This window comes from Limnobacter sp. 130, assembly GCF_902506325.1.
In the GTDB taxonomy this organism is placed as follows: Bacteria; Pseudomonadota; Gammaproteobacteria; order Burkholderiales; family Burkholderiaceae_B; genus Limnobacter.
The window spans coordinates 1,403,616-1,429,063 of record NZ_LR732328.1 but is presented as its reverse complement, the minus strand read 5'-3'; the positions used below and the strand labels follow the sequence as shown (position 1 = coordinate 1,429,063).

Annotated in this window: 23 protein-coding genes and 4 tRNA genes; 23 read left to right on the top strand and 4 right to left on the bottom strand. The window is 52.6% G+C overall.

Annotation, left to right across the window (positions count from 1 at the left end):
- Positions 1 to 1,521, bottom strand: a complete 1,521-nt coding sequence (gene ilvA / locus FRIGORI9N_RS06840; RefSeq protein ID WP_159569055.1) for a threonine ammonia-lyase, biosynthetic — start codon at positions 1,519 to 1,521, stop codon at positions 1 to 3.
- A 261-nt stretch (positions 1,522 to 1,782) separates the two neighbouring features.
- On the opposite strand from ilvA, the gene FRIGORI9N_RS06835 reads away from it, so the two are divergent.
- From FRIGORI9N_RS06835 to glmS, 10 genes are all read left to right on the top strand, one after another.
- Complete coding sequence (locus tag FRIGORI9N_RS06835) at positions 1,783 to 2,274, top strand: SPOR domain-containing protein (RefSeq protein ID WP_159569054.1); 492 nt, start codon at positions 1,783 to 1,785, stop codon at positions 2,272 to 2,274.
- Between the two features lie 5 nt (positions 2,275 to 2,279).
- Positions 2,280 to 2,921, top strand: a complete 642-nt coding sequence (locus FRIGORI9N_RS06830) for a thiol:disulfide interchange protein DsbA/DsbL (RefSeq protein WP_159569053.1) — start codon at positions 2,280 to 2,282, stop codon at positions 2,919 to 2,921.
- A 15-nt stretch (positions 2,922 to 2,936) separates the two neighbouring features.
- Positions 2,937 to 3,935, top strand: coding sequence for a septal ring lytic transglycosylase RlpA family protein (locus FRIGORI9N_RS06825; protein WP_159569052.1), 999 nt, complete (start codon positions 2,937 to 2,939; stop codon positions 3,933 to 3,935).
- A gap of 58 nt (positions 3,936 to 3,993) precedes the next feature.
- Positions 3,994 to 4,557, top strand: coding sequence for an ATP-dependent protease subunit HslV (gene hslV, locus FRIGORI9N_RS06820; protein ID WP_159569051.1), 564 nt, complete (start codon positions 3,994 to 3,996; stop codon positions 4,555 to 4,557).
- A gap of 4 nt (positions 4,558 to 4,561) precedes the next feature.
- Positions 4,562 to 5,893 (top strand): ATP-dependent protease ATPase subunit HslU, encoded by a 1,332-nt coding sequence (gene hslU / locus FRIGORI9N_RS06815; protein WP_159569050.1) that lies wholly within the window; start codon positions 4,562 to 4,564, stop codon positions 5,891 to 5,893.
- 87 nt (positions 5,894 to 5,980) lie between these two features.
- The gene (argB, locus tag FRIGORI9N_RS06810) at positions 5,981 to 6,868 is read left to right on the top strand and encodes an acetylglutamate kinase (protein WP_159569049.1); all 888 of its coding nucleotides are present in this window, start codon (positions 5,981 to 5,983) and stop codon (positions 6,866 to 6,868) included.
- A gap of 41 nt (positions 6,869 to 6,909) precedes the next feature.
- A complete protein-coding gene (locus tag FRIGORI9N_RS06805; protein ID WP_159569048.1) occupies positions 6,910 to 7,566 on the top strand; it encodes a PhaM family polyhydroxyalkanoate granule multifunctional regulatory protein in 657 nt (218 codons plus the stop codon).
- On the top strand, positions 7,567 to 8,838 hold the full coding sequence (locus FRIGORI9N_RS06800; RefSeq protein ID WP_159569047.1) for an FIST N-terminal domain-containing protein: 1,272 nt from the start codon (positions 7,567 to 7,569) through the stop codon (positions 8,836 to 8,838).
- A 14-nt stretch (positions 8,839 to 8,852) separates the two neighbouring features.
- Positions 8,853 to 10,220: a bifunctional UDP-N-acetylglucosamine diphosphorylase/glucosamine-1-phosphate N-acetyltransferase GlmU gene (glmU, locus tag FRIGORI9N_RS06795; protein ID WP_159569046.1), complete on the top strand. Its 1,368-nt coding sequence runs from the start codon at positions 8,853 to 8,855 to the stop codon at positions 10,218 to 10,220.
- Positions 10,221 to 10,236: 16 nt separating this feature from the next.
- Entirely contained in the window at positions 10,237 to 12,078 is a 1,842-nt protein-coding gene (gene glmS / locus FRIGORI9N_RS06790; RefSeq protein ID WP_159569045.1) for a glutamine--fructose-6-phosphate transaminase (isomerizing), read from the top strand.
- Here the strand turns inward: glmS and FRIGORI9N_RS06785 are convergent.
- Both FRIGORI9N_RS06785 and FRIGORI9N_RS06780 read right to left on the bottom strand, forming a co-directional pair.
- Positions 12,065 to 12,886 carry an SDR family NAD(P)-dependent oxidoreductase gene (locus FRIGORI9N_RS06785; RefSeq protein WP_159569044.1) on the bottom strand — a complete coding sequence of 274 codons (822 nt, stop codon included), beginning with the start codon at positions 12,884 to 12,886 and terminating at the stop codon, positions 12,065 to 12,067. The two genes, glmS and FRIGORI9N_RS06785, sit on opposite strands and share 14 nt — an antisense overlap.
- A gap of 20 nt (positions 12,887 to 12,906) precedes the next feature.
- On the bottom strand, positions 12,907 to 13,803 hold the full coding sequence (locus FRIGORI9N_RS06780) for an alpha/beta fold hydrolase (protein ID WP_159569043.1): 897 nt from the start codon (positions 13,801 to 13,803) through the stop codon (positions 12,907 to 12,909).
- A 109-nt stretch (positions 13,804 to 13,912) separates the two neighbouring features.
- Here FRIGORI9N_RS06780 and FRIGORI9N_RS06775 point away from each other — a divergent pair, with 109 nt between their 5' ends.
- Positions 13,913 to 14,935: an AraC family transcriptional regulator gene (locus FRIGORI9N_RS06775; protein ID WP_159569042.1), complete on the top strand. Its 1,023-nt coding sequence runs from the start codon at positions 13,913 to 13,915 to the stop codon at positions 14,933 to 14,935.
- Here FRIGORI9N_RS06775 and FRIGORI9N_RS06770 read toward each other — a convergent pair.
- Positions 14,885 to 16,108, bottom strand: coding sequence for an MFS transporter (locus tag FRIGORI9N_RS06770; RefSeq protein WP_159569041.1), 1,224 nt, complete (start codon positions 16,106 to 16,108; stop codon positions 14,885 to 14,887). The two genes, FRIGORI9N_RS06775 and FRIGORI9N_RS06770, sit on opposite strands and share 51 nt — an antisense overlap.
- Before the next feature lie 50 nt (positions 16,109 to 16,158).
- Between FRIGORI9N_RS06770 and FRIGORI9N_RS06765 the strand changes: the two genes are divergently transcribed.
- The 12 genes from FRIGORI9N_RS06765 (at position 16,159) to rpoB (ending at position 25,425) form a co-directional block, all read left to right on the top strand.
- A tRNA-Tyr gene (locus FRIGORI9N_RS06765) sits at positions 16,159 to 16,244 on the top strand.
- A gap of 53 nt (positions 16,245 to 16,297) precedes the next feature.
- Positions 16,298 to 16,371: transfer RNA gene (locus FRIGORI9N_RS06760), tRNA-Gly, on the top strand.
- Between the two features lie 17 nt (positions 16,372 to 16,388).
- Positions 16,389 to 16,463, top strand: a tRNA-Thr gene (locus tag FRIGORI9N_RS06755).
- A 49-nt stretch (positions 16,464 to 16,512) separates the two neighbouring features.
- The gene (tuf, locus tag FRIGORI9N_RS06750; protein WP_159569032.1) at positions 16,513 to 17,706 is read left to right on the top strand and encodes an elongation factor Tu; all 1,194 of its coding nucleotides are present in this window, start codon (positions 16,513 to 16,515) and stop codon (positions 17,704 to 17,706) included.
- 14 nt (positions 17,707 to 17,720) lie between these two features.
- Positions 17,721 to 17,796 (top strand) — tRNA-Trp (locus FRIGORI9N_RS06745).
- Positions 17,797 to 17,853: 57 nt separating this feature from the next.
- Positions 17,854 to 18,237, top strand: a complete 384-nt coding sequence (secE, locus tag FRIGORI9N_RS06740) for a preprotein translocase subunit SecE (protein ID WP_159569040.1) — start codon at positions 17,854 to 17,856, stop codon at positions 18,235 to 18,237.
- A complete protein-coding gene (nusG, locus tag FRIGORI9N_RS06735) occupies positions 18,237 to 18,770 on the top strand; it encodes a transcription termination/antitermination protein NusG (RefSeq protein ID WP_008248014.1) in 534 nt (177 codons plus the stop codon). Before secE ends, nusG begins: the two co-directional genes overlap by 1 nt.
- Positions 18,771 to 18,884: 114 nt before the next feature.
- The gene (gene rplK, locus FRIGORI9N_RS06730) at positions 18,885 to 19,316 is read left to right on the top strand and encodes a 50S ribosomal protein L11 (RefSeq protein ID WP_159569039.1); all 432 of its coding nucleotides are present in this window, start codon (positions 18,885 to 18,887) and stop codon (positions 19,314 to 19,316) included.
- Positions 19,317 to 20,015, top strand: a complete 699-nt coding sequence (gene rplA / locus FRIGORI9N_RS06725; protein ID WP_159569038.1) for a 50S ribosomal protein L1 — start codon at positions 19,317 to 19,319, stop codon at positions 20,013 to 20,015.
- A gap of 209 nt (positions 20,016 to 20,224) precedes the next feature.
- Positions 20,225 to 20,755 (top strand): 50S ribosomal protein L10, encoded by a 531-nt coding sequence (rplJ, locus tag FRIGORI9N_RS06720; RefSeq protein ID WP_159569037.1) that lies wholly within the window; start codon positions 20,225 to 20,227, stop codon positions 20,753 to 20,755.
- A gap of 47 nt (positions 20,756 to 20,802) precedes the next feature.
- Positions 20,803 to 21,177: a 50S ribosomal protein L7/L12 gene (gene rplL / locus FRIGORI9N_RS06715; protein WP_159569036.1), complete on the top strand. Its 375-nt coding sequence runs from the start codon at positions 20,803 to 20,805 to the stop codon at positions 21,175 to 21,177.
- Between the two features lie 138 nt (positions 21,178 to 21,315).
- Positions 21,316 to 25,425 carry a DNA-directed RNA polymerase subunit beta gene (rpoB, locus tag FRIGORI9N_RS06710; RefSeq protein ID WP_159569035.1) on the top strand — a complete coding sequence of 1,370 codons (4,110 nt, stop codon included), beginning with the start codon at positions 21,316 to 21,318 and terminating at the stop codon, positions 25,423 to 25,425.
- The last annotated feature ends 23 nt before the right edge of the window (positions 25,426 to 25,448 follow it).

Below are 25,448 nucleotides of genomic sequence, written 5' to 3'. Positions count from 1 at the left end.
TTACTTCAAAAACAGTTTGTACGCTGGGTTCTCCGTTTCATTCACCGCCGGGTAGCCCAATTGTTTTACAAACTTGTCGAACTCGCCGTGGTCCGCAGGCGGCACCTGAATGCCCACCAAAATACGACCATAGTCGGCGCCATGATTGCGGTAGTGAAACAGGCTGATATTCCAGCCTGGGTTCAGGGCGGTTAAAAATTTCGTCAATGCGCCTGGTCGCTCGGGGAATTCAAAGCGATACACCAGTTCATGGTCTGCCGAATTGGACCTTCCGCCCACCATGTGCCGCAAGTGCAGCTTCGCCATTTCATCGTCAGTCAAGTTCAGTGCGTCAAAACCAGATGCGATAAAGCGTTGTTGCAATTCATCTGCTTGCGTGCGACTGCCAATTTGAATGCCGACAAAAATATTGGCCTTGGCCGAATCGGACATGCGGTAGTTGAACTCCGTCACATTGGTGGGGCCAAGCAAATCACAAAACTTTCTGAAGCTGCCGCGTTCCTCTGGCACAGTGATGGCGAAAACTGCCTCGCGTTGCTCACCCACTTCTGCGCGTTCAGCCACAAAACGCAGGCGATCAAAATTCATGTTTGCGCCACAGGAAATGGCGATCAGGGTTTGATTCTGTAGACCCATTTCAGCGGCATACTGTTTCAAGCCCGCTACAGCCAGGGCCCCTGCTGGCTCCAGAATGCTGCGTGTGTCCTGAAAAACATCTTTGATTGCAGCGCAGGCTTCATCAGTCGTCACGCGAACAACGCCGTCGACATATTTCTCGCACAGGCGGAAGGTTTCCTCGCCCACCAGCTTGACTGCGGTGCCGTCCGAAAACAGGCCAACCTCTGCCAGCGTCACGCGTTTGCGTTGTTCCAGGCTTTGCGCCATGGCATCGGAGTCCACGGTTTGCACGCCGATGATTTTGATGTCGGGGCGCAACTGCTTTACATAAGCACCCACTCCAGCAGCCAAACCGCCGCCGCCAATCGCAATGAAAATGGCATGAATGGGGCCTTGGTGCTGGCGTAAAATTTCCATGCCCACTGTGCCTTGTCCTGCTATCACATCTGGGTCATCAAACGGGTGCACAAAGGTCAAGCCCTTGGCTTGCGCCAATTCGGTAGCATGTCCTGCCGCATCGCTGTAGCTGTCGCCAAACAGCACTACATTCACCCAGTCGCCGCCAAAGCGTTTCACAGCGTCGATTTTCAGGGCTGGGGTGGTGGTGGGCATCACAATGGTGGCCAGGCAGCGCATCTTCGCTGCAGACAATGCAACGCCTTGCGCGTGGTTGCCTGCGGATGCGGCGATCACACCCCGTTCCAGTTGAATAGGGCTTAAATGGGCCATCTTGTTGTAAGCGCCGCGCAGCTTGAAGCTGAAGACCTCTTGCATGTCCTCACGCTTTAGCAACACCTCATTGGCAGTGCGAACAGACAAGGAATGTGCACGCTCCAACGGTGTTTCAATGGCCACGTCGTAAACCTTGGCGGTCAGTATGCGTTTTAGATAGTCAAGACCCACAAAGCACCTATTTATTGCAGATTTTTAAGCAAATTTCGAGCTTTTGCCCATGAAGGCTACACTTTACAGCATGAGGGCAATCCCAAAAGCCGGCTTGCGCGTTTGGGTCGCATCTGCAGGTCGCCTTCGGGCATAATTTAGGCTCAGTTTCTCAAGGACAGGTTCAAACCCCCAATGGCATCTACAAAATCATCGAAACCCAAAGCGAAACCTCAAGTCAAAAAATCCCTTGGAAATACCATCCCCGCATTTGTGTTCGGCATGGTGTTTGGGCTTTTGATTGCGCTGGGAGTGGCGTTGTTTGTCAGCAAGTCCCAACTGCCTTTCTCGGGCGCCGAAACGCAAGGGGCTGTGCCCAATGTGTCGCCTGGGCCTGGTAACAGTCCACCTGATCCCAACACTGCCATTTATGGCAAAGCCAATGCCAATCAGGGCAATGTGGTTACCATCGATCCATTTCAGCAGGGCACGGAACCTCAGGCCGGTGATGGCACTCCAACTCAACAAATTGAACCTGTGGCTCAGGCCATTTACTTTCTGCAGCTGGGAAGTTTTCGAAATCGAGAAGACGCCGAGCAACTGCGGGCGCAGTTGGCGTTTGTGGGCACAGAATCCGAAATTGCCGTGGGCGAGGTCAACGGCAATGTTGTAAACCGCGTTCGTGTGGGGCCATTCGGCAGTGCGAACGAAGCCTATCAGGCCCGAATCCCCCTTACCAAAGGCGGTTTCGAGGCAACTGTGGTCAAGGAGTAAAGAAAATGAAGCGTCGTGAATTAATTCAAAGTGCAGTTGCATTGGGCGTAGTAAGTGCCTTGGGCGGCTTGTCCCCGGCCTTGGCACAAGATGCGGGCGCATTCCGAAAAGTACGTCGGGAAGTTCCTCGCTCCACCCCCGGCAAAATTGATGTGGTTGAGTTCTTTTGGTACGGCTGCATTCACTGTTACAACTTCGAGCCCAAGGTGAATGCCTGGTACAAAAAGCTGCCCAGCGATGTCGTATTTACCAAAATCCCGATCGCTTATCAAAGTCAGCGTGTCAACTTCCAGGGTCACCAGCGCCTGTATTACACACTAGAGGCCATGGGCAAGCTTGATATGGCCCACAGCAAGGTATTCGAAGCCATGCACAAAGACAAAAAGCAGTTGGCGAATGATGAACAAATTTTCGACTTTGCCGAATCTCTCGGCCTGAAGCGCGAAGAGTTCGCCAACATGTTCAAATCATTCGGTGTGAATGCGAAATGTGCGCAAGCCAAGTCGATTTTTGAAGCTTACGGTGCAGATGGCGTTCCTACCCTTGGGGTTGATGGCAAGTTTTTCACCTCCGCATCGATCGCGGGTTCTGAAGACAATGCAATTCGTGTGGCCGAGGCCTTGATCCGACGACAGCGCCAGGCCTGAAAATCAGGGGAAAAGATGAAGGAGGATTCTATGCGCGGTGGTGTTGTCCGGTTTGTTGCTTTTGCATCACTGTCATTCATCCTGGGGGCTTGCTCCAGCGTTCCTCTGGACAAGCCTGTTTCGTCGCCGCCAGCGAGAACCGTGGCCAAACCCTCGGTGCCTCCGCCGGTGAAACATGAAAACTGGGAGCCAGCTCCACAAGGTGGCGGCTATTATCTGGATGATGGTCCCGGCGATTTGCGTCCGGCAAACCTCGACGACTTGCCCTCTGCCGAACCACAGCTCGAGCCCATTGCAATTCGCAACACCCGGCCTTACACCGTCATGGGCCAGGATTTCACGCCGCAAACTTCTCTCGAAGAGCCTTACAGCCAGAAAGGTCGGGCCAGTTGGTACGGCAAAAAATTTCATGGTGCAAAAACTGCCAACGGTGAAATTTACGACATGCACCAAATGACGGCAGCGCACACCACCTTGCCTTTGCCAAGTTATGCCAAGGTTACCAATCTGGCCAACGGCAAGTCCGTTATTGTTCGGGTCAACGACAGGGGGCCATTTTTACGTGGCCGAATCATCGATCTCAGTTATGCCGCCGCGTATCAGCTGGACTACATCAAGCAAGGTAGCGCTGAAGTACTCGTTGAAAAAATGACTCCCGATGCAATCGCGCAGTACCATGCCGAAAAAAATGGCACAGTGGTGGCCAAGAATGGTGTGCGGGTTGAGCAGGTTGCCATGAGCAATACCTCCGCATTGGTGCCCGTCCATCGAATTCCGCTGTATCTGCAAATTGGTGCCTTCGGCAACAAAAACAACGCGGAAGCCCTGGTGTCTCAAGTGTCTTCCAATCACGAGGTCTTCGGCAAAGCCAGTCAAATTCTTTCCGAAGCGGGCGTCCATCGGGTTTTGGTGGGCCCATTCACCAGCATCGATCAGGCCAATGAGGCCGCCATCGAACTCAGTGCCTTCGTTCAGGTTCAGCCGGTCATCAAACAAGACTTGATCTTGCCCTGATTGTCCCCATATCGGGAAATCGACGCACAAAGCGCAACACCCCAACCAAAGGATAGGCATGGAGCAATATCACGGCACCACCATATTGTCAGTACGCAGAGGTCAGCATGTCGCGCTGGGAGGCGACGGGCAGGTTACTCTCGGTCATATTGTGGTCAAAGGGTCAGCCCGCAAAGTCAGGCGTCTTCACCACAACAAAATTCTTGCAGGCTTCGCTGGCGGTACGGCCGATGCGTTCACCCTGTTCGAGCATTTTGAAGCCCAACTCGAGAAGCACCAGGGCCACCTTTTGCGCGCGGCCGTGGAGCTGGCCAAAGAATGGCGTACCGATCGCATGCTTCGCAGGCTTGAGGCCATGCTGGCCGTGGCCGATGAAAATCATTCCCTGATCATTACCGGCAATGGCGATGTACTGGAGCCCGAGCAAGGTTTGGTGGCAATCGGTAGTGGCGGTGCGTATGCGCATTCCGCGGCAAAGGCTTTGCTCGAAAACACCGAACTGTTACCAGAAGAGATCGTCAAGAAATCGCTGACCATTGCCGGCGAATTGTGTATTTACACCAATCAACATCACACCATTGAAGTGTTGGGTGCCCCCGAAGCATCTGGCAGCAAAGGTTAACGCCATGACTCAACTTACACCCTCAAATATTGTTGAAGAACTCAACAAGAACATTGTTGGCCAGGATGCTGCCAAGCGTGCTGTGGCGGTTGCACTTCGCAACCGCTGGCGTCGCATGCAGGTGCCCATGCCATTGCGCCAGGAAATTACGCCCAAAAATATTCTTATGATCGGCCCAACTGGCGTGGGTAAAACCGAAATCGCCCGTCGATTGGCCAAGCTGGCCAATGCGCCATTTATCAAGATCGAAGCCACCAAGTTCACCGAGGTCGGCTACGTGGGGCGCGATGTGGACACCATTATTCGTGATTTGATTGAAATCGCTTTGAAGCAGGTGCGCGAAGAAGCCCAACTTGGCGTGATCGAAGAGGCTAAAACTGCTGCCTTCGATCGTGTACTGGATGCTTTGCTACCGCCTGCCCGTGATTTTGGCTTCACCGAGAAAGCGCCAGAGCCCGATGAAAATCGAACCCGCATTCGTTTTCGCGAAAAGCTTTTTGCTGGCGAGCTCGATGACAAGGAAATCGAGATCGAAGTCGCTGCGGCCTCTCCGTCGCTGGATGTGGTCGGTCCTCCCGGCATGGAAGAGCTCACCGGGCAGTTGCAGTCCATGTTCCAGAACATGTCCGGTGGCAAGAAAAAGCTGCGCAAAATGAAAGTGTCCGAGGCGCTCAAGGCAATTCAGGACGAAGAAGCCGCCAAGCGTGTGAACGAAGAGGAAGTTCGAGCCAAAGCGATTTCAAGGGTCGAGCAAGACGGTATTGTGTTTCTTGATGAAATCGACAAAATTGCCACGAAAGCCGATGGGCGCGGCACCGATGTATCCCGGCAGGGGGTTCAACGTGATTTGCTCCCACTGGTCGAGGGCACAACCGTCAACACCAAATACGGCATGATTAAAACAGATCACATTCTGTTTGTGGCCAGCGGCGCTTTCCATTTGTCCCGTCCTTCCGACCTCATTCCTGAGTTACAGGGGCGTTTCCCCATTCGGGTTGAACTGGAATCGCTGACCGTTGAAGATTTCACGCGAATTCTGACCAGCACCGATGCCTGTCTTACCGAGCAGTACAAAGCCTTGCTGGTCACCGATGGTGTCGAGCTGGAATTCACGGACGAAGGGGTGCGCAGGCTGGCGGAAATCGCATTCACGGTGAATGAGAAAACCGAGAACATCGGCGCTCGCCGCTTGTACACCGTCATGGAGCGTCTGCTCGAAGAGGTGGCATTCGAGGCCAATGGTCAGGCCAGGCAGGTCAAAGTCACGGCAGAGTTTGTGGACTCCAGGCTGGGTGAAGCAGCCAAATCCGAGGATCTGGCCCAATTCATCCTCTAGAATCCGTCGATCGGCATTCTTGTCGTCTTTGTCCGGGTAGATTCGCTTTAAAATGCACTTTGTGCCCAGTTTCTACCCGGACAACTCATGACGACCGACATTCTTACCTCTGCAATCAAAGCCAAAGTTCTGTCCGAGGCTCTGCCCTACATTCGCCGTTTTCACGGCAAAACCGTGGTGGTCAAATACGGCGGCAACGCCATGACCGATGTCAATCTGCAAAAATCCTTCGCACACGACGTTGTATTGCTCAAGCTGGTGGGTATCAACCCAATCGTTGTTCACGGCGGCGGCCCACAAATTGACGAGGCATTGCGCCGCATTGGCAAGCAGGGAACTTTCATTCAAGGCATGCGCGTCACCGACGAGGAAACCATGGAAGTGGTTGAATGGGTATTGGGTGGACAGGTACAGCAAGACATCGTCATGATGATCAATGAGCATGGCGGCAAGGCGGTTGGTCTAACCGGCAAGGACGGCGGGCTGATTCAGGCCCGCAAAATGAAACTTGCTGACAAAAGCGAGCCGGGAAAATTGCACGACATCGGCTTTGTGGGCGAAATTGCGTCCATCGATCCGGCCATTGTGAAAGCCCTGCAAGACGATGCCTTCATCCCCGTTATTTCTCCGATTGGTTTTGGTGAAGACGGCATGGCCTACAACATCAACGCAGATCTTGTCGCCGGGAAAATTGCCGAAATCCTGAAGGCTGAAAAACTCATCATGATGACAAACACCCCCGGGGTGTTGGACAAAGATGGCAAGCTGCTCACCGGCCTTACTGCCAAGCGGATTGACGAACTGTTTGAAGATGGCACCATTTCAGGCGGAATGCTGCCCAAGTTGTCTTCCGCGATTGAGGCGGCAAAAAGCGGAGTAAACTCAGTTCACGTGGTAGACGGTCGTGTTCCTCACTGCCTTCTGCTTGAAATTCTGACAGACCAAGGCGTGGGAACCATGATTCGCAGTCACTGAAAAACTCAGCAGGGCAATCCGCGTCAAACGCAGGAGGAAGCATGTCGAACAAAAGAATACCCAATTTATCGGTTACCGATGGATTTGATTTCGTAAAGAAAATCTGGGGAAGTTTGCCGATCCCCAGCGTCATGAATCCGACCACCGATCTCGATGAGCTCGATAAGCGAATCTCCGATCTCAAAGCCGTCGAGCAATGGCTGAATGTCAACCTCAGCATGCTCCGCGCCACCATACAAGGGCTGGAGGTGCAGCGTGGCACCATCGCCACCATCAAGTCTTTCAGTTCAAATCTGGGTTTGGGTGGTGATCGCGCAAGCGACGTCAATCAGGCAGTCAACGAGGAGATTATCCGGAATGCCATGCAGGCCGCGGTGGCACCGCCGCCCGTTCCGCGTGTCGAGCCGGTAGCGCCGAAAACTCCAGCCCCCGAGCCTGCCGCTGCACCGTCTGCAAGCGACGCAGCCGCTCAGGAATCCTCGAAGGCCATGGTGACCAACGCCACAGCCTGGTGGGGTTTACTGCAGGATCAGTTCAACAAGGTGGTGGCCACAGCAGCCATGGCCGGCGCTGGCTCCGAAGCCAGTCCGGACGAGGCTGAGCCCGCCAAAAAGCCCGTTAAACCCAAAGCAAAGCGTGCAGCGACGCCTCGCAAAAAAACAGCAAGTAGCACCCGCCCCGCGCGCACAAGGACCTAGATGTTTCGTTTTGGCCATGCCACACACCCCAACTGGAGAGAAGCACTTGAACTCGTGTTGGTGCAGCTCGAAGGCCAAATGCAACTGGAGCAGTTCGCAAGCGACATCTCCCGACCTCAGAAATTGGGTTTGATTTATGCCACCGAGGCATTTGCTGACAACATGCCGCAAATTCTTCAGGGTTTGCGCCAGCGAACCGGCATCAAGGAATGGGTTGGTGGGCTGGCGCCTGGTGTGTGCAGTAGTGGGGTTGAGTACTATCAGGAACCTGCGCTGGCTGTCATGTTGATGGAATTTCCTGCAGATTCTGCCCGAGTGTTTTCTGGCAAATTGCCTTTGCCAAAGCCGGGTACTGTCACAGCCTCGGGGCGTGATGCAATGTACTCTGCGCTGATCCACATCGATCCGCTGACCGAGGACATCGATGACCTGCTTGATGATTTATCGCTTAAAGTCAGCACGCGTCAAATTTTCGGTGGTTTGGTGTGCGCAGGTGCCGCCAACACCCATATCGCGCTCGAGCCCTTGTCGGGTGGGGTCTCTGGTGTGGTGTTTGCCAGTGGTTTGCCGATCGAAGTCCGCATGACACAAGGTGTCCAAGTAGTCGGTGTCGAGCATGAAATCACCGGGCTGCGCGGTAATTTTGTTGAAGAGCTCGACGGGATGCCCGCGCTCGACGTGCTGCTTGCCGACTTGGGTCTGCAGCCCGATTCAGACGAAGGTGACCCGGCAAGTCAGGCCGCCGAGGTGCTGGCCAAGCGTTTCGCCCATGGCTTGTTTGTGGGTTTAACCGACCGAGCCCTGGCGGAGTCAATCGCACTAAAAGGTCTTACGGCGGGTCGCTCTGAAGCGCATCAGTTGAAAGTTCGCCCGGTAGTTGGCATGGATCCCAATAAAAAGTCCCTTGCTGTGGCAGAAGATTTCAAGCTGGGCGATCGTTTGGCATTTTGTACCCGCGATGAAAATTCTGCGCGGGTTGATCTCACCCGCATGTGTGCTGAATTGCGTGAAGACCTTGATGCACCTGCACCCAAATTAAACGAGCTACAGGCAGCCGGTTTTTCTGGAATCCATTCTCAGCGCAAACCGCGCGGCGCAGTGTACATTGCATGCAATGGACGGGGTGCAGCATTGTTCGGCCTTCAAGGCGTTGAGCAGCAAATCGTGCGTGAACAGTTGGGCGATATTCCCCTCATCGGTTTTTCGGCCAACGGTGAAATTTTCCGCGGTGCGTTGTACGGTTACACCGGTGTGCTGGCTTTGTTTTTCTAAATTTGAATACTGACATGAATATTTTGATACTTGCAGCGGGCAAAGGCACCCGCATGAAGTCCGCCTTGCCCAAGGTGTTGCACCCGGTGGGCGGACAATCCATGCTGGGGCGTGTGGCCAGCACGGCTTTCCAGTTTGACAATCCACATGTGGTGGTGGTGGTTGGGCACGGCGCCGAAGCGGTTCAAAGTCATTTGTCCGCACAGCCCCGCATTCAATTCGCCACTCAGTCAGAGCAACTGGGCACGGGCCACGCCGTTCAGTGCGCCAGTTCGGCACTGGTCGACCACGCAGTCACTTTGATTTTGTACGGGGATGTACCCCTTATTCAATTCGAATCCTTGCAACCTTTGGTTCAGGCCGCGCAGGCCGGGCAATTGGGTTTGATGACATTGAACATGCCCAATCCGCAAGGTTATGGCCGAATTCTTCGCGACATCGAAGGGGCGGTGGTTGGAATTGTTGAGCAAAAAGACGCTACGCCTGCACAACAGGCCATCACAGAGGTCAATACCGGCATTTTTGCCTGTCCCACTGCCCAATTGAAAAGCTGGGTCGGCAAACTAAGCAACAACAATGCGCAGGGCGAGTATTACCTCACCGACATCGTCGCGATGGCGCATGCAGAAGGCCTCTTGGTGCGCACTTGCCAACCAGGGCAAAGCTGGGAAGTGTCAGGTGTTAATTCCCGTGCTCAGCAGGCTGAGCTTGAGCGAATCTGGCAACAGCATCAGGCAGAAAAGCTCATGCTTGAAGGTGTTCAGCTACTCGATCCAGCCCGATTCGATTTGCGCGGCACGTTGCGTTGTGGCACGGATGTGTCCATCGACATCGGCTGTGTATTTCATGGCGAAGTCACTTTGGGCAATGGCGTATCCATCGGCCCCTATTGCATACTCAATAACGTCAACATCGCGGCAGGTACCCGCATCGAGGCTTATTCCCATCTCACTGATGCAACAGTGGGAGAAAATGCAGTCATCGGCCCCTATGCACGTTTGCGCCCCGGCGCCCGGCTGGGCAACGAAGTACACATCGGCAACTTTGTCGAGGTCAAAAATGCCAGCATTGCCAACCAGTCCAAAGCAAATCATCTCGCCTACATTGGCGATGCGCAAATTGGTGAAAGGGTAAATGTGGGTGCAGGAACCATCACCTGCAATTATGATGGTGCCAACAAACACCTCACCATCATTGAAGATGACGTTTTTATCGGTTCAGACACGCAGTTGGTTGCACCCGTTACCGTGAAGAAAGGGGCCACGCTTGGTGCGGGCACCACCCTCACCAAAGACGCACCTGAGAACGCACTCACCGTGTCACGTGCCAAACAAATCACGATCACGGGCTGGAAGCGCCCGGTCAAATCAACCAAAAAATAAAGGAATACCTCACACCATGTGCGGAATCGTCGGCGTACTTTCTAAAACCAACAGCGTGCCAGTGTTGATCGATGGCCTGAAAAAACTTGAATATCGCGGATATGACTCGGCCGGGTTGGCCATTCAGTCGGATACCGATCAATCCATTCACCGCGCACGCAGTGTCGGTCGCGTGGTTGAGCTCGATTCCAGCACCAAAACACTGAGTGCGCGTATGGGCATCGCTCACACCCGTTGGGCCACACATGGTGTGCCCAGCGAGCGCAATGCACACCCTCACATCAGTGAAGGGCAGGGAGTGTCAGTCAGTGTTGTGCACAATGGCATTATTGAAAATCACGAAGAAATTCGAAAGGCGCTCACCGCTGAAGGCTACGTGTTTCAATCCGACACGGATACCGAAGTGATTGCCCACCTTACCCACAAACACTTGGTGCAAGGGCTCGCGTTGCGGGCAGCTGTGCAGGCCACCGTGAAAAAGCTTCAAGGTGCTTTTGCCATTGCGGTGATTTGCAACACTGCGCCACTGACCTTGCTTGCGTCCAAGAAAGGTGCGCCACTGTTGGTTGGGCACGGAGATGGAGAATATTTTCTCGCCTCCGATGCGTCTGCATTGGTGACCTATACCAAACAAATTACTTATCTCGAAGAAAATGACGTGGTTCAGTTGCAAGCAGCGGGAGTCTCGTTTTTTGACGGCGCAGGCCAACAGGTTGAGCGTTCGATCATCGAGAGTCAGTTGTCTGCCGATGCCGTAGAGCTTGGCCCTTATGCCCACTACATGCAGAAGGAGATTTATGAGCAGCCTGGCGCAATAGCGGCAACGCTGGAGATGGTCAGCAATGCCTCCGCGGTAAAGCCCGAGTTATTCGGCGCTGAGGCAGGCCATATTCTCCCTGGTATTCAGCAAGTACTCATTCTTGCGTGTGGCACCAGCTATCACGCTGCATCGGTTGCTCGTTATTGGCTCGAATCGATTGCTGGTCTGCCAACCAACGTTGAAATCGCAAGCGAATATCGCTATCGCACCAGTGTCAGTCTTCCCAATACTTTGGTGATCACCATTTCACAGTCCGGAGAAACAGCCGATACTCTTGCCGCGCTTGAACACGCCAAGTCACAAGGCATGGTGAACGCGCTCTCCATTTGCAATGTTCCAGAATCTGCGCTGATTCGCGCCAGTAATTTGAAATTCCTGACTCGGGCGGGTCCGGAAATCGGTGTGGCGTCAACGAAAGCGTTCACCACGCAGCTTGCGGCGCTCTTTACCTTCACGTTGGTCATGGCCAAATTGCGCGGCAAACTCGATGTTGAGCAGGAAAAAACCCTGTTGACCCAACTGCGTCACTTGCCTTCCGCCATGCAAAACATCTTGGCACTCGAGCCAGAAATCAAGGCTTTGGCGGCCAGTTTTGCAGAAAAGCGCCACGCACTGTTTTTGGGACGTGGTGTGCATTACCCCATTGCCATGGAAGGTGCATTGAAGCTGAAGGAAATCAGCTACATTCACGCCGAGGCTTATGCGGCAGGGGAATTGAAACACGGTCCGCTGGCCTTGGTCGATGCAGACATGCCCGTGGTGGCGGTCGCACCCAAAGACACACTGATCGAAAAGCTGAAATCGAACCTGCAGGAAGTTCGTGCGCGCGGTGGCGAACTTTACATTTTTGCAGATCGTGACACCAAAATCGAGAAAGCCGACGGCGTGCACGTGATCAACCTGCTTGACCACGCTGGGCATTTGTCCCCGATTTTGCACACCTTGCCATTGCAATTGTTGTCCTATCATGTGGCACTGGTAAAAGGCACCGATGTGGACAAGCCCCGCAATCTCGCCAAGTCAGTTACCGTCGAGTAAGCGACTCCGCTTCTTCTGCCTTGAATTTTTTCAAGGCTTTTTCCGAGCCCTGCAACCTGCTCAGGCCCTCTGCCACCCGGTGAAATAAACCGGGTGCCAATATCAGGGGTGCAATGGTTCTGGGCGCAATAATTTTTCTTTGGCGCTTTTCAATGCCACGGAACATGGCATTAATCACCTGCTCGGGCTCCACTGCGCCAAATGCACCTTTGTGGCCACCCCACAGCACGCCTGCATTCACCTCTTGAATCATGGCGGTGTTGGTAAACGTCGGGTGTACACAGCCCACGTCAATGCCGTCCAGTGCAAGCTCCTGGCGCGCAACATCCGCCAGTGCCTCAACCGCCGCCTTCGATGCAGCGTAATGCCCCATCAGTGGTGTGTGAATTGCAGCAGCCAGGGACGAAATAACCTGTAGGTAACCCTTGGTCTCGCGCAGGTAAGGAATGCCAGCGCGAATGGTGTTGAATGCACCATTTACATTCACCTGCATCACGGCATCAAAATCAGCCGGGTTCATGTGTTCAATCGAACCCATTTTCAAAATACCCGCATTCACAACCACCACATCAATCCGGCCAAAACGTTCTTTGCACTCCGCCATCGCAAGCTCAAGGTCAGCAGGCTTGCACACATTGGCCTGGCAGCCGGCTATTGCCTCGCCGCCCAATGTTTCCACTTGCTCGAACACGGCTTCGGTATTCAAATCCACAATAAAAGCCTTGCCACCCTTGCTGACCACTTTCGCTGCCAGTCCTGCCCCAAGTCCGCGGGCGCCACCTGTAATAAAAACCACCTTGTTCTTCATGTTGTTTTCCGTCAATTTCGTTAAAGTGATTCAATAAAAGAAATGCAATCCGCCGCAAAACGATCAGGTGTTTCTTCCATCGGAATATGGCCCACTTCGCGATACACCTTCAATTCCGAATTTGGGATGTCCCGGTTGAATCGTCCCGCCATCTCGATACTGACCCATCGATCATTCCCTCCCCACACAATCAGCGTTTTGCACTGTATTTCGGATAGTCGCTCCGAACCCAGTTCACCATCGGTAAACACGCCCACCATCTTGCCCACAGCGCTTCGGTTTGGCTTGTGCATAAACAACTCAAGGTACCTTTCCAGCACTTCTTTTTTCAGTTTGCTTTTGTCGCCATACACATCCCGTACCGCCATCCGCAGCAAAAATGCCGGCACCGTATATCGCGTCAGCCAAGCGATTGGCTTAATCGTGAACAGGGTAATGTAGATTGGTAAAGGTTGCTGGTATCCCACCGCATCCGAAATAATCAATCCACGAACCCGCTCCGGGTGTCTTTGGGCTTGGTCCCAGCTCAAAAATCCACCAAACGAATTGCCGATCATCACGCATTTTTTAATCTGCAACTCGTTTAACACAGCGTCCACAAACTGCTGATAAAAGGCCACATCCATTTTGCGAATGTTTCCTCGTTCATCGAGTGCAGGTCCGGTCAGGCCGAAGGGGGGCAAATCGAAGCGAATGATCCGAAACTGTTTGCTCATGTGCGCGCAAACATCACTCCAAGTGTGCAAGTTCGCCGCAAAGCCATGAATCATGACCACATCGGGGCCGCTGCCCTCAATGCTCACATGCACTTTCATGCCCATGCAATCCAGAAAAATTGATGTGGGCAACGCATGTTTTTCAATCAGTGTTTTCTTGTCCGGGCCAGCCCATCCAAACTCATTCAGTAATCGATTCAAGCAACGTCTCCCGTGGTTTTGTTCCATGACAGTGTAGAAGCCACACACTCTGTTCGAACTTGATTACAATCAATGATGATTGATATTTCCGGACAAAACCCATTTCTCTATGCCAGCTCGCCGAACCGTTGTTAGCGTGAAAATTCTGAGTGAGCTGGGTGTGCGGCTGGGCTCCACCCGCAGCGCGCTCCTCACCGGCTCTTCCATATTGCCAGCCCAGCTTGACGATCCCCACGTTGAAATCGATCCGGATCAGGAATTGCAGGTGATCCACAACCTGGTGCGTCTGCACGGCAAGGTTCCTGGTTTGGGGCTTATGGCAGGCTCTGAGTATCATCTCACGACCTATGGAATATGGGGCTATGCCTTAATCACCAGCCCCACCTTCCGGCAGGCTGTTGAACTTGGCTTGCGCTATCTCGATCTCACTTTCGCGTTCTCAAAAGTTGAGTTGGCTTTGGGCAATGGCCTCGCATCCATGGTCTTGACAGTCGATCATTTGCCGCCCGCGGTGCGTTCATTTGTGGCCGAACGGGACTGCTCTGCGATTCAGGTTTTACAGCGCGAATTATTTGGTGTCAGCCTGCCTTTGCGCGCAGTTGAATTTGCTTTTGCGCCGAATGCGCCCATGGCTCAATACGAAGCCATGTTTGGCTGTATTCCGCAGTTCAACGCAGCGGTCAACAGGGCCACATTTGACGAGCAATGGCTGAATTTGCCGCTGCCCAAAGCCAACGAGCACAGTGCCAGGTTCTGTGAAACCCAATTGGAAAATCTGCTCTCCCGCAGAATGCAAAGGGGGGGAGTCTCCGCGTGGTTGCGCAACAAGTTGCTGGCTGACTTGTCCTCTTCCCCAAGTCTGGCGCGAATTGCCACCGACCACTTCATGACTGAGCGCACTTTGCGCCGGCGATTAACCGATGAGGGCACCAGCTATCGCGATTTGTTGGCAGAGGTTCGTCAAACCATGGCCGAAGAATTACTCGGTTCTACGGGGCTGAGCGTGTCAGAGGTCTCCGCCCGGCTTGGCTATTCCTCTCCATCGGCTTTTATTCACGCTTTCCAGAAATGGCACAGTTGCTCACCGCGCCAATTTCTGGATGCTCGATCGGAGCAAATAAAGCGCGATTAGGCCCGGTATGGCCGCCAGGGTTGAAAACACGAAAAAATCACTCCACCCATAGGCGTCCACTACATAACCTGCAGGGGCTGCCAGGTAAACACGCCCCATGGCGGCAAGCGACGAAAGAAGCGCGTATTGTGTAGCCGAAAACTCCTTGCTGCACAGGCTTGTCAGCAAGCCCACAAAGGCTGCTGTGCCCATTCCCCCGCACAGGTTTTCAACAAATACAGCACCCCCCATCGCCCAAATATTCGGTTCAATAACCGATAAAACCCAAAACGACAAATTGGACACAGCTTGAAAAATACCGAACAACATCAGTGAGCCATACAAGCCCATTCGAGTCATCAAGGCGCCACCAAGAAATGCACCTAACAGGGTAGCGATCAGGCTGACAGTCTTGTTCACCGCGCCCACTTCGGTCAGGGTAAAGCCAAGGCCCTTGAGTAAAAATGCAGTGGTCAGTGATCCAGCAAATGCATCGCCCACCTTGTAAAGCACAATCAGTACCAAAATCCAGATAGCGGCTTCCTTGTTCATGAAGTTGCGCGTTGACTCCTTCACAATTCCAAACAGGTTTCGTTTGCTCTCCCTTCGGGCCAAATCTTCAGCCGTATCAGCTGTCGGGCTTAAAGCCGTAATCACGGCGCAGGCAGCAAGCAGTCCCGCCATCAGCAGGTAGGTGCCAGTCCAGCCCAGGTACTCGCCCGCCAAAATCAGTGCCAATCCGCCAGACACCAACATGGCCACACGATAGCCCGTCACGTAATACGCAGCGCCAAGACCACGTTCCTGGGCGGGCAGCAAGTCAGTCCGATAGGCGTCAATTGCCATGTCCTGGGTCGAGGAGCAAAAGGCAATGGCGACTGCCACCGCAGCGACAGTCCACGCGGAATGGGCATCCACAAATGCCATGGCCGCGATTAATCCGGCGCAGGCCAATTGCATCAGCGCGATCCAGCCGCGTCGCTGATCAAAAAAACCGGGTTTCAAATAATCCAGAAAGGGCGACCACAAAAACTTGTACGTGTAAGGAAATCCAACCACCGCATACAAGCCGATGGTTTTGATGTCCACATTTTCGACAGCAAGCCACGCTTGAAGCGTACTTCCCGTCAAGGCAAGGGGCAGACCACTGGAAAAACCGAGAATTAATATACAAATAAGGCGGAAAGGGGGCATGGGGTGTTGACGGTAATTAAAAAAGCATACATAATCCGGGGTTCTCTTTTGGAGAGATGTCCGAGTGGCTAAAGGAGGCAGACTGTAAATCTGTTGGCGTATGCCTACGCTGGTTCGAATCCAGCTCTCTCCACCAAGAATTCAAGCAGTTTAACCGAGTGTGTCCTTGAAAAGGGGTTCACAAGGTGTGCGGGTGTAGCTCAATGGTAGAGCTGAAGCCTTCCAAGCTTAAGACGAGGGTTCGATTCCCTTCACCCGCTCCAGGCTTTAATAGAAAGTTGCTCATGTGGCTCAGTGGTAGAGCACTCCCTTGGTAAGGGAGAGGTCGGCAGTTCGATCCTGCCCATGAGCACCATACCGTTATAACCGCACTCGCATTGTTGGGTGCCCGCACCGAGGTCGTCATGGCAAAAGAAAAGTTTGAGCGTAAGAAGCCACACGTAAACGTTGGAACGATTGGTCACGTGGACCATGGCAAGACAACATTGACGGCGGCGATCACAACAGTATTGGCGCGACTGAGCGGCCATGGTGAAGCCAAGGGCTACGACCAGATCGATGCGGCTCCGGAAGAAAAGGCGCGCGGCATTACGATTAACACAGCCCACGTTGAGTACGAGACAGAAACACGTCACTACGCACACGTGGATTGCCCGGGTCACGCCGACTACGTCAAGAACATGATTACTGGTGCAGCGCAGATGGACGGCGCAATTCTGGTGTGTTCAGCAGCCGACGGCCCCATGCCACAAACGCGTGAGCACATCTTGTTGGCTCGCCAGGTTGGCGTACCTTACATCATCGTTTTCCTGAACAAGTGCGACATGGTGGATGACGAAGAGTTGCTGGAGTTGGTTGAAATGGAAGTGCGCGAGCTACTTTCCAAGTACGACTTCCCAGGCGACGACGTGCCAATCGTAAAGGGTTCAGCCAAGCTGGCCCTGGAAGGTGACACAGGCGATTTGGGCGAAGGCGCAATCAAGCAGTTGGCAGCAGCGCTTGACAACTACATTCCAACACCCGAGCGCGCAATCGACGGCACCTTCCTGATGCCAATCGAAGACGTGTTCTCCATCTCTGGTCGTGGCACTGTAGTAACAGGCCGTATCGAGCGTGGTGTGGTGAAGGTTGGCGAAGAAATTGAAATCGTGGGTATCAAAGACACGGTCAAGACAATTTGCACGGGCGTGGAAATGTTCCGCAAGTTGTTGGATCAGGGTCAGGCGGGCGACAACGTTGGTGTGTTGCTGCGTGGTACCAAGCGTGAAGACGTGGAGCGTGGTCAAGTGTTGGCCAAGCCAGGTTCAATCAAGCCGCACACAGGGTTCAGCGCAGAGATTTACGTGTTGAGCAAAGAAGAGGGTGGTCGTCACACGCCATTCTTTAACAATTACCGTCCACAGTTCTATTTCCGTACAACCGACGTAACAGGCTCAATCAGCCTGCCCGAAGGCAAGGAAATGGTTCTTCCTGGCGACAACGTGTCGATCAATGTTGAATTGATCGCACCAATCGCGATGGAAGAAGGTCTGCGTTTCGCGATTCGCGAAGGTGGCCGTACGGTAGGTGCTGGCGTAGTTGCCAAAATTACCAAGTAATATTCGAGTTTTTTAGGGCAATAGCTCAATTGGCAGAGCGTCGGTCTCCAAAACCGAAGGTTGTGGGTTCGATTCCCTCTTGCCCTGCCAAATTTGGTAGGATCGTCGCCGCTGAAGCGATTCAGCGGCGGCTTACATTTTGAGAATATGGCACAAAACGACATTCAAACAGTATCTACAGGTCAAGACAAGCTGATGCTTGCGCTTGCGGTTGCATTTGCAATCGGAGGCGCTGTGGCTTTTCAGATTTTGTCAGCAGAAGATTTCTTCATTCGCCTTGGCGTTGTCTTGTTGGGTGTTGTGCTGGCGGTTGGCAGCTTTCTGCTCTCGCAAACCGGTAAGCGGTTTGTGGGTTTCGCCAAAGATTCTGTGAACGAAGCCAAGCGTGTGGTTTGGCCCACCCGAAAAGAAGGTATGCAAATGACCGGTGTGGTCTTTGTGTTTGTGTTGATCATGTCGATCTATCTTCTTCTGGTGGACAAAACACTTGAGTGGGTGTTCTACGATCTGATTTTAGGGTGGACAATATAATGTCAAAACGCTGGTACGTGGTGCACGCTTACTCGGGACTCGAGAAGAGTGTGCAGCGAGCACTGCAGGAGCGCATTGACCGTTCCGAGTTTTCGGACTTGTTTGGCCAAATCCTGGTTCCCTCTGAAGAAGTGGTTGAGATCAAGGGTGGTCAAAAATCAATTTCAGAGCGCCGTTTCTTTCCAGGCTACGTGCTGGTTGAAATGGAAATGACTGACGACTCTTGGCACTTGGTCAAGAACACGCCCAAGGTCACCGGTTTTGTTGGTGGAACGGGTAATCGTCCAACGCCGATTTCTCAAAAAGAAGTCGATAAAATCATGCAGCAGATGCAAGAGGGTGCGGAAAAGCCGCGTCCGAAGGTGTTGTATGAGGTTGGCGAAATGGTTCGAGTCAAAGAGGGCCCCTTCGCGGACTTTAACGGCAACGTTGAAGAAATTAATTATGAGAAAAGCAAGCTTCGTGTGTCGGTGACCATTTTCGGTCGCGCCACACCCGTAGAGCTTGATTTTCATCAGGTCGAAAAAGTTTGATCTGAGCGTAGCAAGTTTTCCCGCCGCCTGTATTTGATTGCTGACAGGGTGCACGGTAATTCAAGCAACAGAGGAGCGGCGATACGCTGCGTTTGAACTCACGGAGAAATTTCAATGGCCAAGAAAATCATTGGCTTTATCAAGCTGCAAGTACCGGCTGGTAAAGCAAACCCATCCCCACCCATCGGTCCAGCACTGGGTCAGCGTGGTCTGAATATCATGGAATTCTGTAAAGCGTTCAATGCCCAAACACAGGGTGTAGAGCCAGGCTTGCCAATTCCAGTGGTAATCACCGCATTCGCAGACAAGTCTTTCACGTTCATCATGAAGACTCCTCCTGCAACCGTGCTGATCAAGAAGGCTGCAAAAATCACGAAAGGTTCGCCACGTCCTCATTTGGACAAAGTGGGCAAGATCACTCGTGAACAAGCAGAAGAAATTGCAAAAACAAAAATGCCTGACCTGACCGCTGCTGACATGGATGCTGCTGTACGCACCATCGCTGGCTCAGCTCGCAGCATGGGCATTGTGGTGGAGGGTCTATAAATGGCTAAGTTGTCTAAACGCACTCAAGCATTGCGCGCGAAAATCGATCGCAATGCCGTATACCCCGTAGAGCAGGCTTTGGGCCTGATCAAGGAAACAGCAACCGCCAAGTTTGACGAGTCAGTTGACGCAGCCATTCAGTTGGGTGTTGATGCACGCAAATCAGACCAGGTTGTCCGCGGTTCAGTTGTTCTTCCTGCCGGCACTGGTAAAACAGTTCGTGTAGCTGTGTTTGCTCAAGGCGCAAAGGCTGAAGAAGCCAAGGCAGCCGGCGCAGACATCGTGGGCATGGATGATCTTGCTGCTGAAGTTAAAGCGGGCAACATGAACTTTGACGTGGTGATTGCATCCCCTGACACCATGCGTATCGTAGGTACTTTGGGTCAAATTTTGGGCCCACGTGGCCTGATGCCAAACCCAAAAGTAGGTACTGTTACTCCTGACGTGGCCACTGCGGTTAAAAACGCCAAGGCTGGTCAAGTGCAGTTCCGTACTGACAAGGCAGGTATCATCCATTGCACAATCGGTCGCGCTTCGTTCGATGTTGAAAAGCTGAAGTCCAATCTGTCCGCCCTGTTGGACGCATTGAACAAATCCAAGCCAGCATCGTCCAAGGGTGTGTACCTGAGAAAGATTGCCGTATCCAGCACCATGGGTGGTGGTGTACGCGTTGACCAAACTTCAGTGTTGGGTCAGTAAGAACTTTGGGCTGTGAATACTGATTAATTGGTATTCACAGGTTGTCAAAGACCGTTGGAAATTGAAGGCTTGTTTTCAAACCTGATTTTTTAAAAAACCATCCAACCTAGATGGCGGTCCCGAGTAAAAGTAATGAATGAATGTTCAAAGCTTGATTTCGGTCGCCTGTTTTAAACAGTGCAATAAGCGCTTCTTTTTGGAGAAAGACCGTGGCATTAAATCGCCAAGAAAAAGCAGCAGTCATTGAAGAGATCACAGGTCAATTGGCCGGTGCTCAAGCAGTGGTTGTTGCTGAATATCGTGGTCTGTCTGTAGAAAGTGTGACGCAGCTCCGCAAGGATGCTCGTGCAGCAGGTGTTTATTTGCGTGTTCTGAAGAACACCTTGGCAAAGCGAGCCATTGCCGGTACAGCCTTTGAAGGCCTGTCCAGCAAAATGGTTGGCCCGCTGATTTACGGTATCAGTACTGATCCCGTAGCAGCAGCCAAAGTGTTGGTTAATTTCGCGAAGACAAACGACAAACTTGTTCTGACCGGCGGTGCGCTGCCCGGTCAGGTGATGGGTGTAGACGGTGTGAAGGCCTTGGCCACCATGCCTAGTCGTGACGAGCTTCTGTCGAAATTGCTGGGCACGATGCAAGCACCTATCGCGACATTCGTACGTACGCTTAACGAAGTACCTACGAAATTTGTTCGCGGTGTTGCTGCCGTTCGTGATCAGAAAGAATCGCAAGCTGCTTAACTTTTTTCAAGATAGCCGAATCAAACTTTTAACTGGAGAATACTCACATGGCCACTAAAGCCGAAATCCTAGATGCCATCGCTGGCATGACCGTACTCGAATTGTCCGAACTGATCAAAGAAATGGAAGAGAAGTTTGGCGTTTCTGCTGCCGCTGCTGCTGTTGCCGTAGCCGCTGCTCCTGCTGCTGGCGCTGCTGCTGCTGAAGAAAAGACAGAATTCGACGTAATTCTGACTGCTGCTGGTGAAAGCAAAGTTAACGTAATTAAGGTTGTTCGCGCACTGACAGGTCTTGGCCTGAAAGAAGCGAAAGACCTGGTTGACGGCGCACCGAAAGCTGTTAAAGAAGGCGTTTCCAAAGCTGAAGCTGACGACGTCAAGAAGCAACTTGAAGAAGCTGGTGCAAAAGTCGACGTTAAGTAACGTCGGTTTTTGAAATGCCCGGGGGTTTTTGCCTCCGGGCTTTTTGCGCTTGAAAAAGCGATTACAAACTAGAGTGTGTTAAGCCATGTGTAGAACACATGCATATCGCTTAATCCGCTCGACATCAGGACAGAAAATATGTCTTACTCTGCCACCGAGAAAAAACGCATACGCAAAAGCTTTGCGAAACGGCCTCCAGTTTTGGATGTACCGTATCTTCTCACCACTCAACTTGACTCTTACACTGACTTTCTTCAATTGGGTGTTTCCGTTGAAAAACGTGTGGAACAAGGGTTACAGGCAGCATTCCAGTCTGTATTTCCAATTGTTTCGCACAACGGTTACGCTCGCTTGGAGTTTGTGCAGTACGCACTGGGCGAACCCGCATTTGACGTCAAAGAATGTCAACAGCGTGGTCTGACCTTCTGCTCGCCACTGCGCGCTCGTGTGCGCTTGGTGCTTTTGGATCGTGAGGCCAGCAAGCCCACTGTGAAAGAAGTAAAAGAGCAGGAAGTGTATATGGGCGAATTGCCGCTCATGACACAAAACGGTTCTTTCGTGATTAACGGTACCGAGCGCGTGATCGTGTCTCAGTTGCACCGTTCCCCGGGCGTGTTCTTTGAGCACGATCGTGGCAAAACCCACAGTTCCGGCAAATTGCTGTTCTCGGCGCGAATTATTCCTTATCGCGGTTCATGGCTCGATTTCGAATTTGATCCGAAAGACGTGCTCTATTTCCGTGTCGACCGTCGTCGCAAGATGCCTGTCACGATTCTGCTCAAAGCCATTGGCATGAACAACGAGCAGATTCTCTCCTCCTTCTTTGACTTCGATCAGTTTGAAATCAAATCCGAAGGCGCGTCGATGGAGTTGATCACCTCCCGTTTGAAGGGTGAAGTGGCCAAGTTCGACATCGTTGACAAAGCTGGCAAGGCGCTGGTTCAGAAAGACAAGCGTATCAATGCCAAACACATTCGCGACATTGAAGCGGCTGGCCTGAAGAAAATTTCTGTGCCGGAAGATTTCCTGATTGGTCGCACTTTGGCCAAGAATATTGTTGATGGTAGTACTGGTGAAGTTGTTGCATCTGCCAACGACGAAATCACTGAAGAAATCATGGGCAAAATCCGTGACGCAGGTGTGAAAGTGGTCGAGACCATTTTCACCAACGAACTGGATCACGGTGCTTACATTTCGCAAACACTGCGCACTGATGAAACAGCGGATCAAACTGCTGCACGCGTCGCTATTTATCGCATGATGCGCCCAGGCGAGCCGCCCACAGAAGAAGCCGTTGAAATGTTGTTCAACCGTTTGTTCTACAGCGAAGACTCTTACGATTTGTCGCGCGTTGGTCGCATGAAGTTCAACCGTCGCGTGGGCCGTCCAGAAGTGGAAGGCGCCATGGTGCTGCAAGACAGTGACATCCTGGCTGTAATCAAGATTCTGGTTGATCTGCGCAACGGCAATGGCGAAATCGACGACATCGATCACCTGGGTAACCGCCGTGTTCGCTGTGTTGGTGAATTGGCTGAAAACCAGTTCCGTGCCGGTTTGGTGCGTGTTGAGCGAGCAGTGAAAGAGCGTCTGGGTCAGGCTGAAGCCGAAAACCTGATGCCGCACGACTTGATCAACTCCAAGCCAATTTCTGCTGCAATCAAAGAATTCTTTGGTTCCTCTCAGCTGTCGCAGTTTATGGACCAAACCAACCCGTTGTCCGAAATCACGCACAAGCGTCGTGTTTCAGCTTTGGGCCCTGGTGGTTTGACCCGTGAACGCGCTGGTTTTGAAGTTCGTGACGTACACACCACCCACTATGGCCGTGTGTGCCCGATCGAAACGCCGGAAGGTCCAAACATCGGTTTGATCAACTCCATGGCCATGTTTGCTCGTTTGAACGAGTACGGTTTCCTGGAAACACCTTACCGCAAGGTTGAAGGTGGCGTGGTATCCGATGAAATCGTGTACCTGTCAGCCATTGAAGAAGGGCGCTTCGTAATCGCTCAGGCCAACGCGGAAATCGACGAGAAGAAGCGTTTGGTCGGCGACCTGGTTTCCTGTCGGGTTGCAGGCGAATTTGAATTGATGGATCCATCCGGCGTTGAGCTGATGGACGTTGCACCAGGCCAAATCGTGTCTGTTGCTGCATCACTCATTCCGTTCCTGGAGCACGACGATGCGAACCGCGCCTTGATGGGTGCCAACATGCAGCGTCAGGCTGTTCCATGTCTGCGTCCTGAAAAGCCGTTTGCAGGTACAGGCATCGAGCGCACTGTGGCCGTCGATTCGGGCACAGTAATCGTGGCCGACCACGGTGGTGTGGTCGACTATGTGGATGCAAACCGTATCGTGATTCGTGTGAACGACAACGAAGTCGAATCTGGCTCAGTGGGTGTAGATATTTACAACCTGACCAAGTACACACGATCAAACCAAAACACCAACATCAACCAGCGTCCGATCGTCAACAAGGGCGATATCATCGCCAAGGGTGATGTTATCGCTGACGGCGCGTCGACTGACCTTGGCGAGTTGGCCTTGGGTCAAAACATGCTGGTGGCGTTCATGCCCTGGAACGGTTACAACTTCGAAGATTCAATCTTGATCTCCGAGCGCGTGGTTGCCGAAGACCGCTATACATCGATTCACATCGAAGAGCTGTCAGTGGTTGCACGTGACACCAAGTTGGGTTCCGAAGAAATTACACGTGACATTTCCAACCTGTCTGAAGCCCAATTGTCTCGCCTCGATGAGTCAGGCATTGTGTACATTGGCGCAGAAGTTCAGGCTGGCGACGTGATGGTCGGTAAGGTAACGCCAAAAGGCGAAACCCAGCTGACCCCGGAAGAAAAATTGCTGCGTGCCATTTTCGGTGAAAAAGCCTCTGACGTGAAAGACACGTCCCTGCGCGTGCCTTCCGGCATGACAGGTACCGTGATCGACGTTCAGGTCTTCACACGTGAAGGCATTGTGCGCGACAAGCGTGCCCAATCCATCATTGACGACGAATTGAAGCGCTATCGCCTCGATTTGAACGATCAAATGCGCATCGTTGAGGCGGATGCGTTCAGCCGTATCGAACGTTTCCTGATCGGCAAGGTTGCCAACGGTGGCCCAGCCAAGCTGGCCAAGGGCAGCAAAATTTCAGCGGAATACCTGAAAGAAGTGGATCACCATCACTGGTTCGATATTCGTCTTGCGGAAGAAGAAGCCGCAGGTCAGCTCGAAACACTGAAAAAGTCCATTGAAGACAAGCGTCATCAGTTCGATTTGGCTTTTGAAGAGAAGCGCAAGAAATTGACACAAGGTGACGAATTGCCACCAGGCGTTCTGAAAATGGTCAAGGTTTACCTGGCAGTCAAGCGTCGCTTGCAGCCCGGTGACAAAATGGCGGGCCGTCACGGTAACAAGGGTGTGGTCTCCAAGATCGTTCCCGTGGAAGACTTGCCGCACATGGCCGATGGCCGTCCCGTGGACATCGTGTTGAACCCCTTGGGTGTGCCTTCACGTATGAACGTGGGTCAAATTCTGGAAACTCACTTGGGCTGGGCAGCGAAAGGCATTGGTGATCGCATCAATGAAATGCTGCGTGAACAAAATGCCGTGGCACGCCTGCGTGAATATCTGCACAAGGTATACAACGGCACTGGCACCACAGTTGATCTTGATTCCCTGACCGATATCGAAATCATCAACATGGGCAAGAATCTGACCAAAGGTATGCCATTCGCCACACCAGTATTTGACGGTGCGAACGAAGAAGACATTCTGGAAATGCTTCGTTTGGCTTACCCCGATGAAGATTCACGCGTACAGGCGCTGGGCCTGAATGAGTCCAAGACCCAAGTGACCTTGTACGACGGCCGCACCGGTGATGCCTTCGACCGCAAGGTGACTGTAGGTTACAAGCACGTGCTGAAATTGCACCACTTGGTCGACGACAAGATGCACGCCCGTTCAACCGGACCTTACTCGCTGGTTACACAGCAGCCATTGGGCGGTAAAGCCCAGTTTGGTGGTCAGCGTTTCGGTGAGATGGAAGTGTGGGCTTTGGAAGCATATGGCGCATCGTACGTTCTGCAGGAAATGCTGACTGTGAAGTCAGACGATGTGAATGGTCGTACGAAGGTGTATGAGAATTTGGTCAAAGGTGATCACACGATCGATGCCGGTATGCCGGAATCTTTCAACGTACTCGTGAAAGAAATCCGCTCACTCGGTATTGATATTGATCTGGACCGTAATTGATCGGTCGCGACGGAGGTATTTAA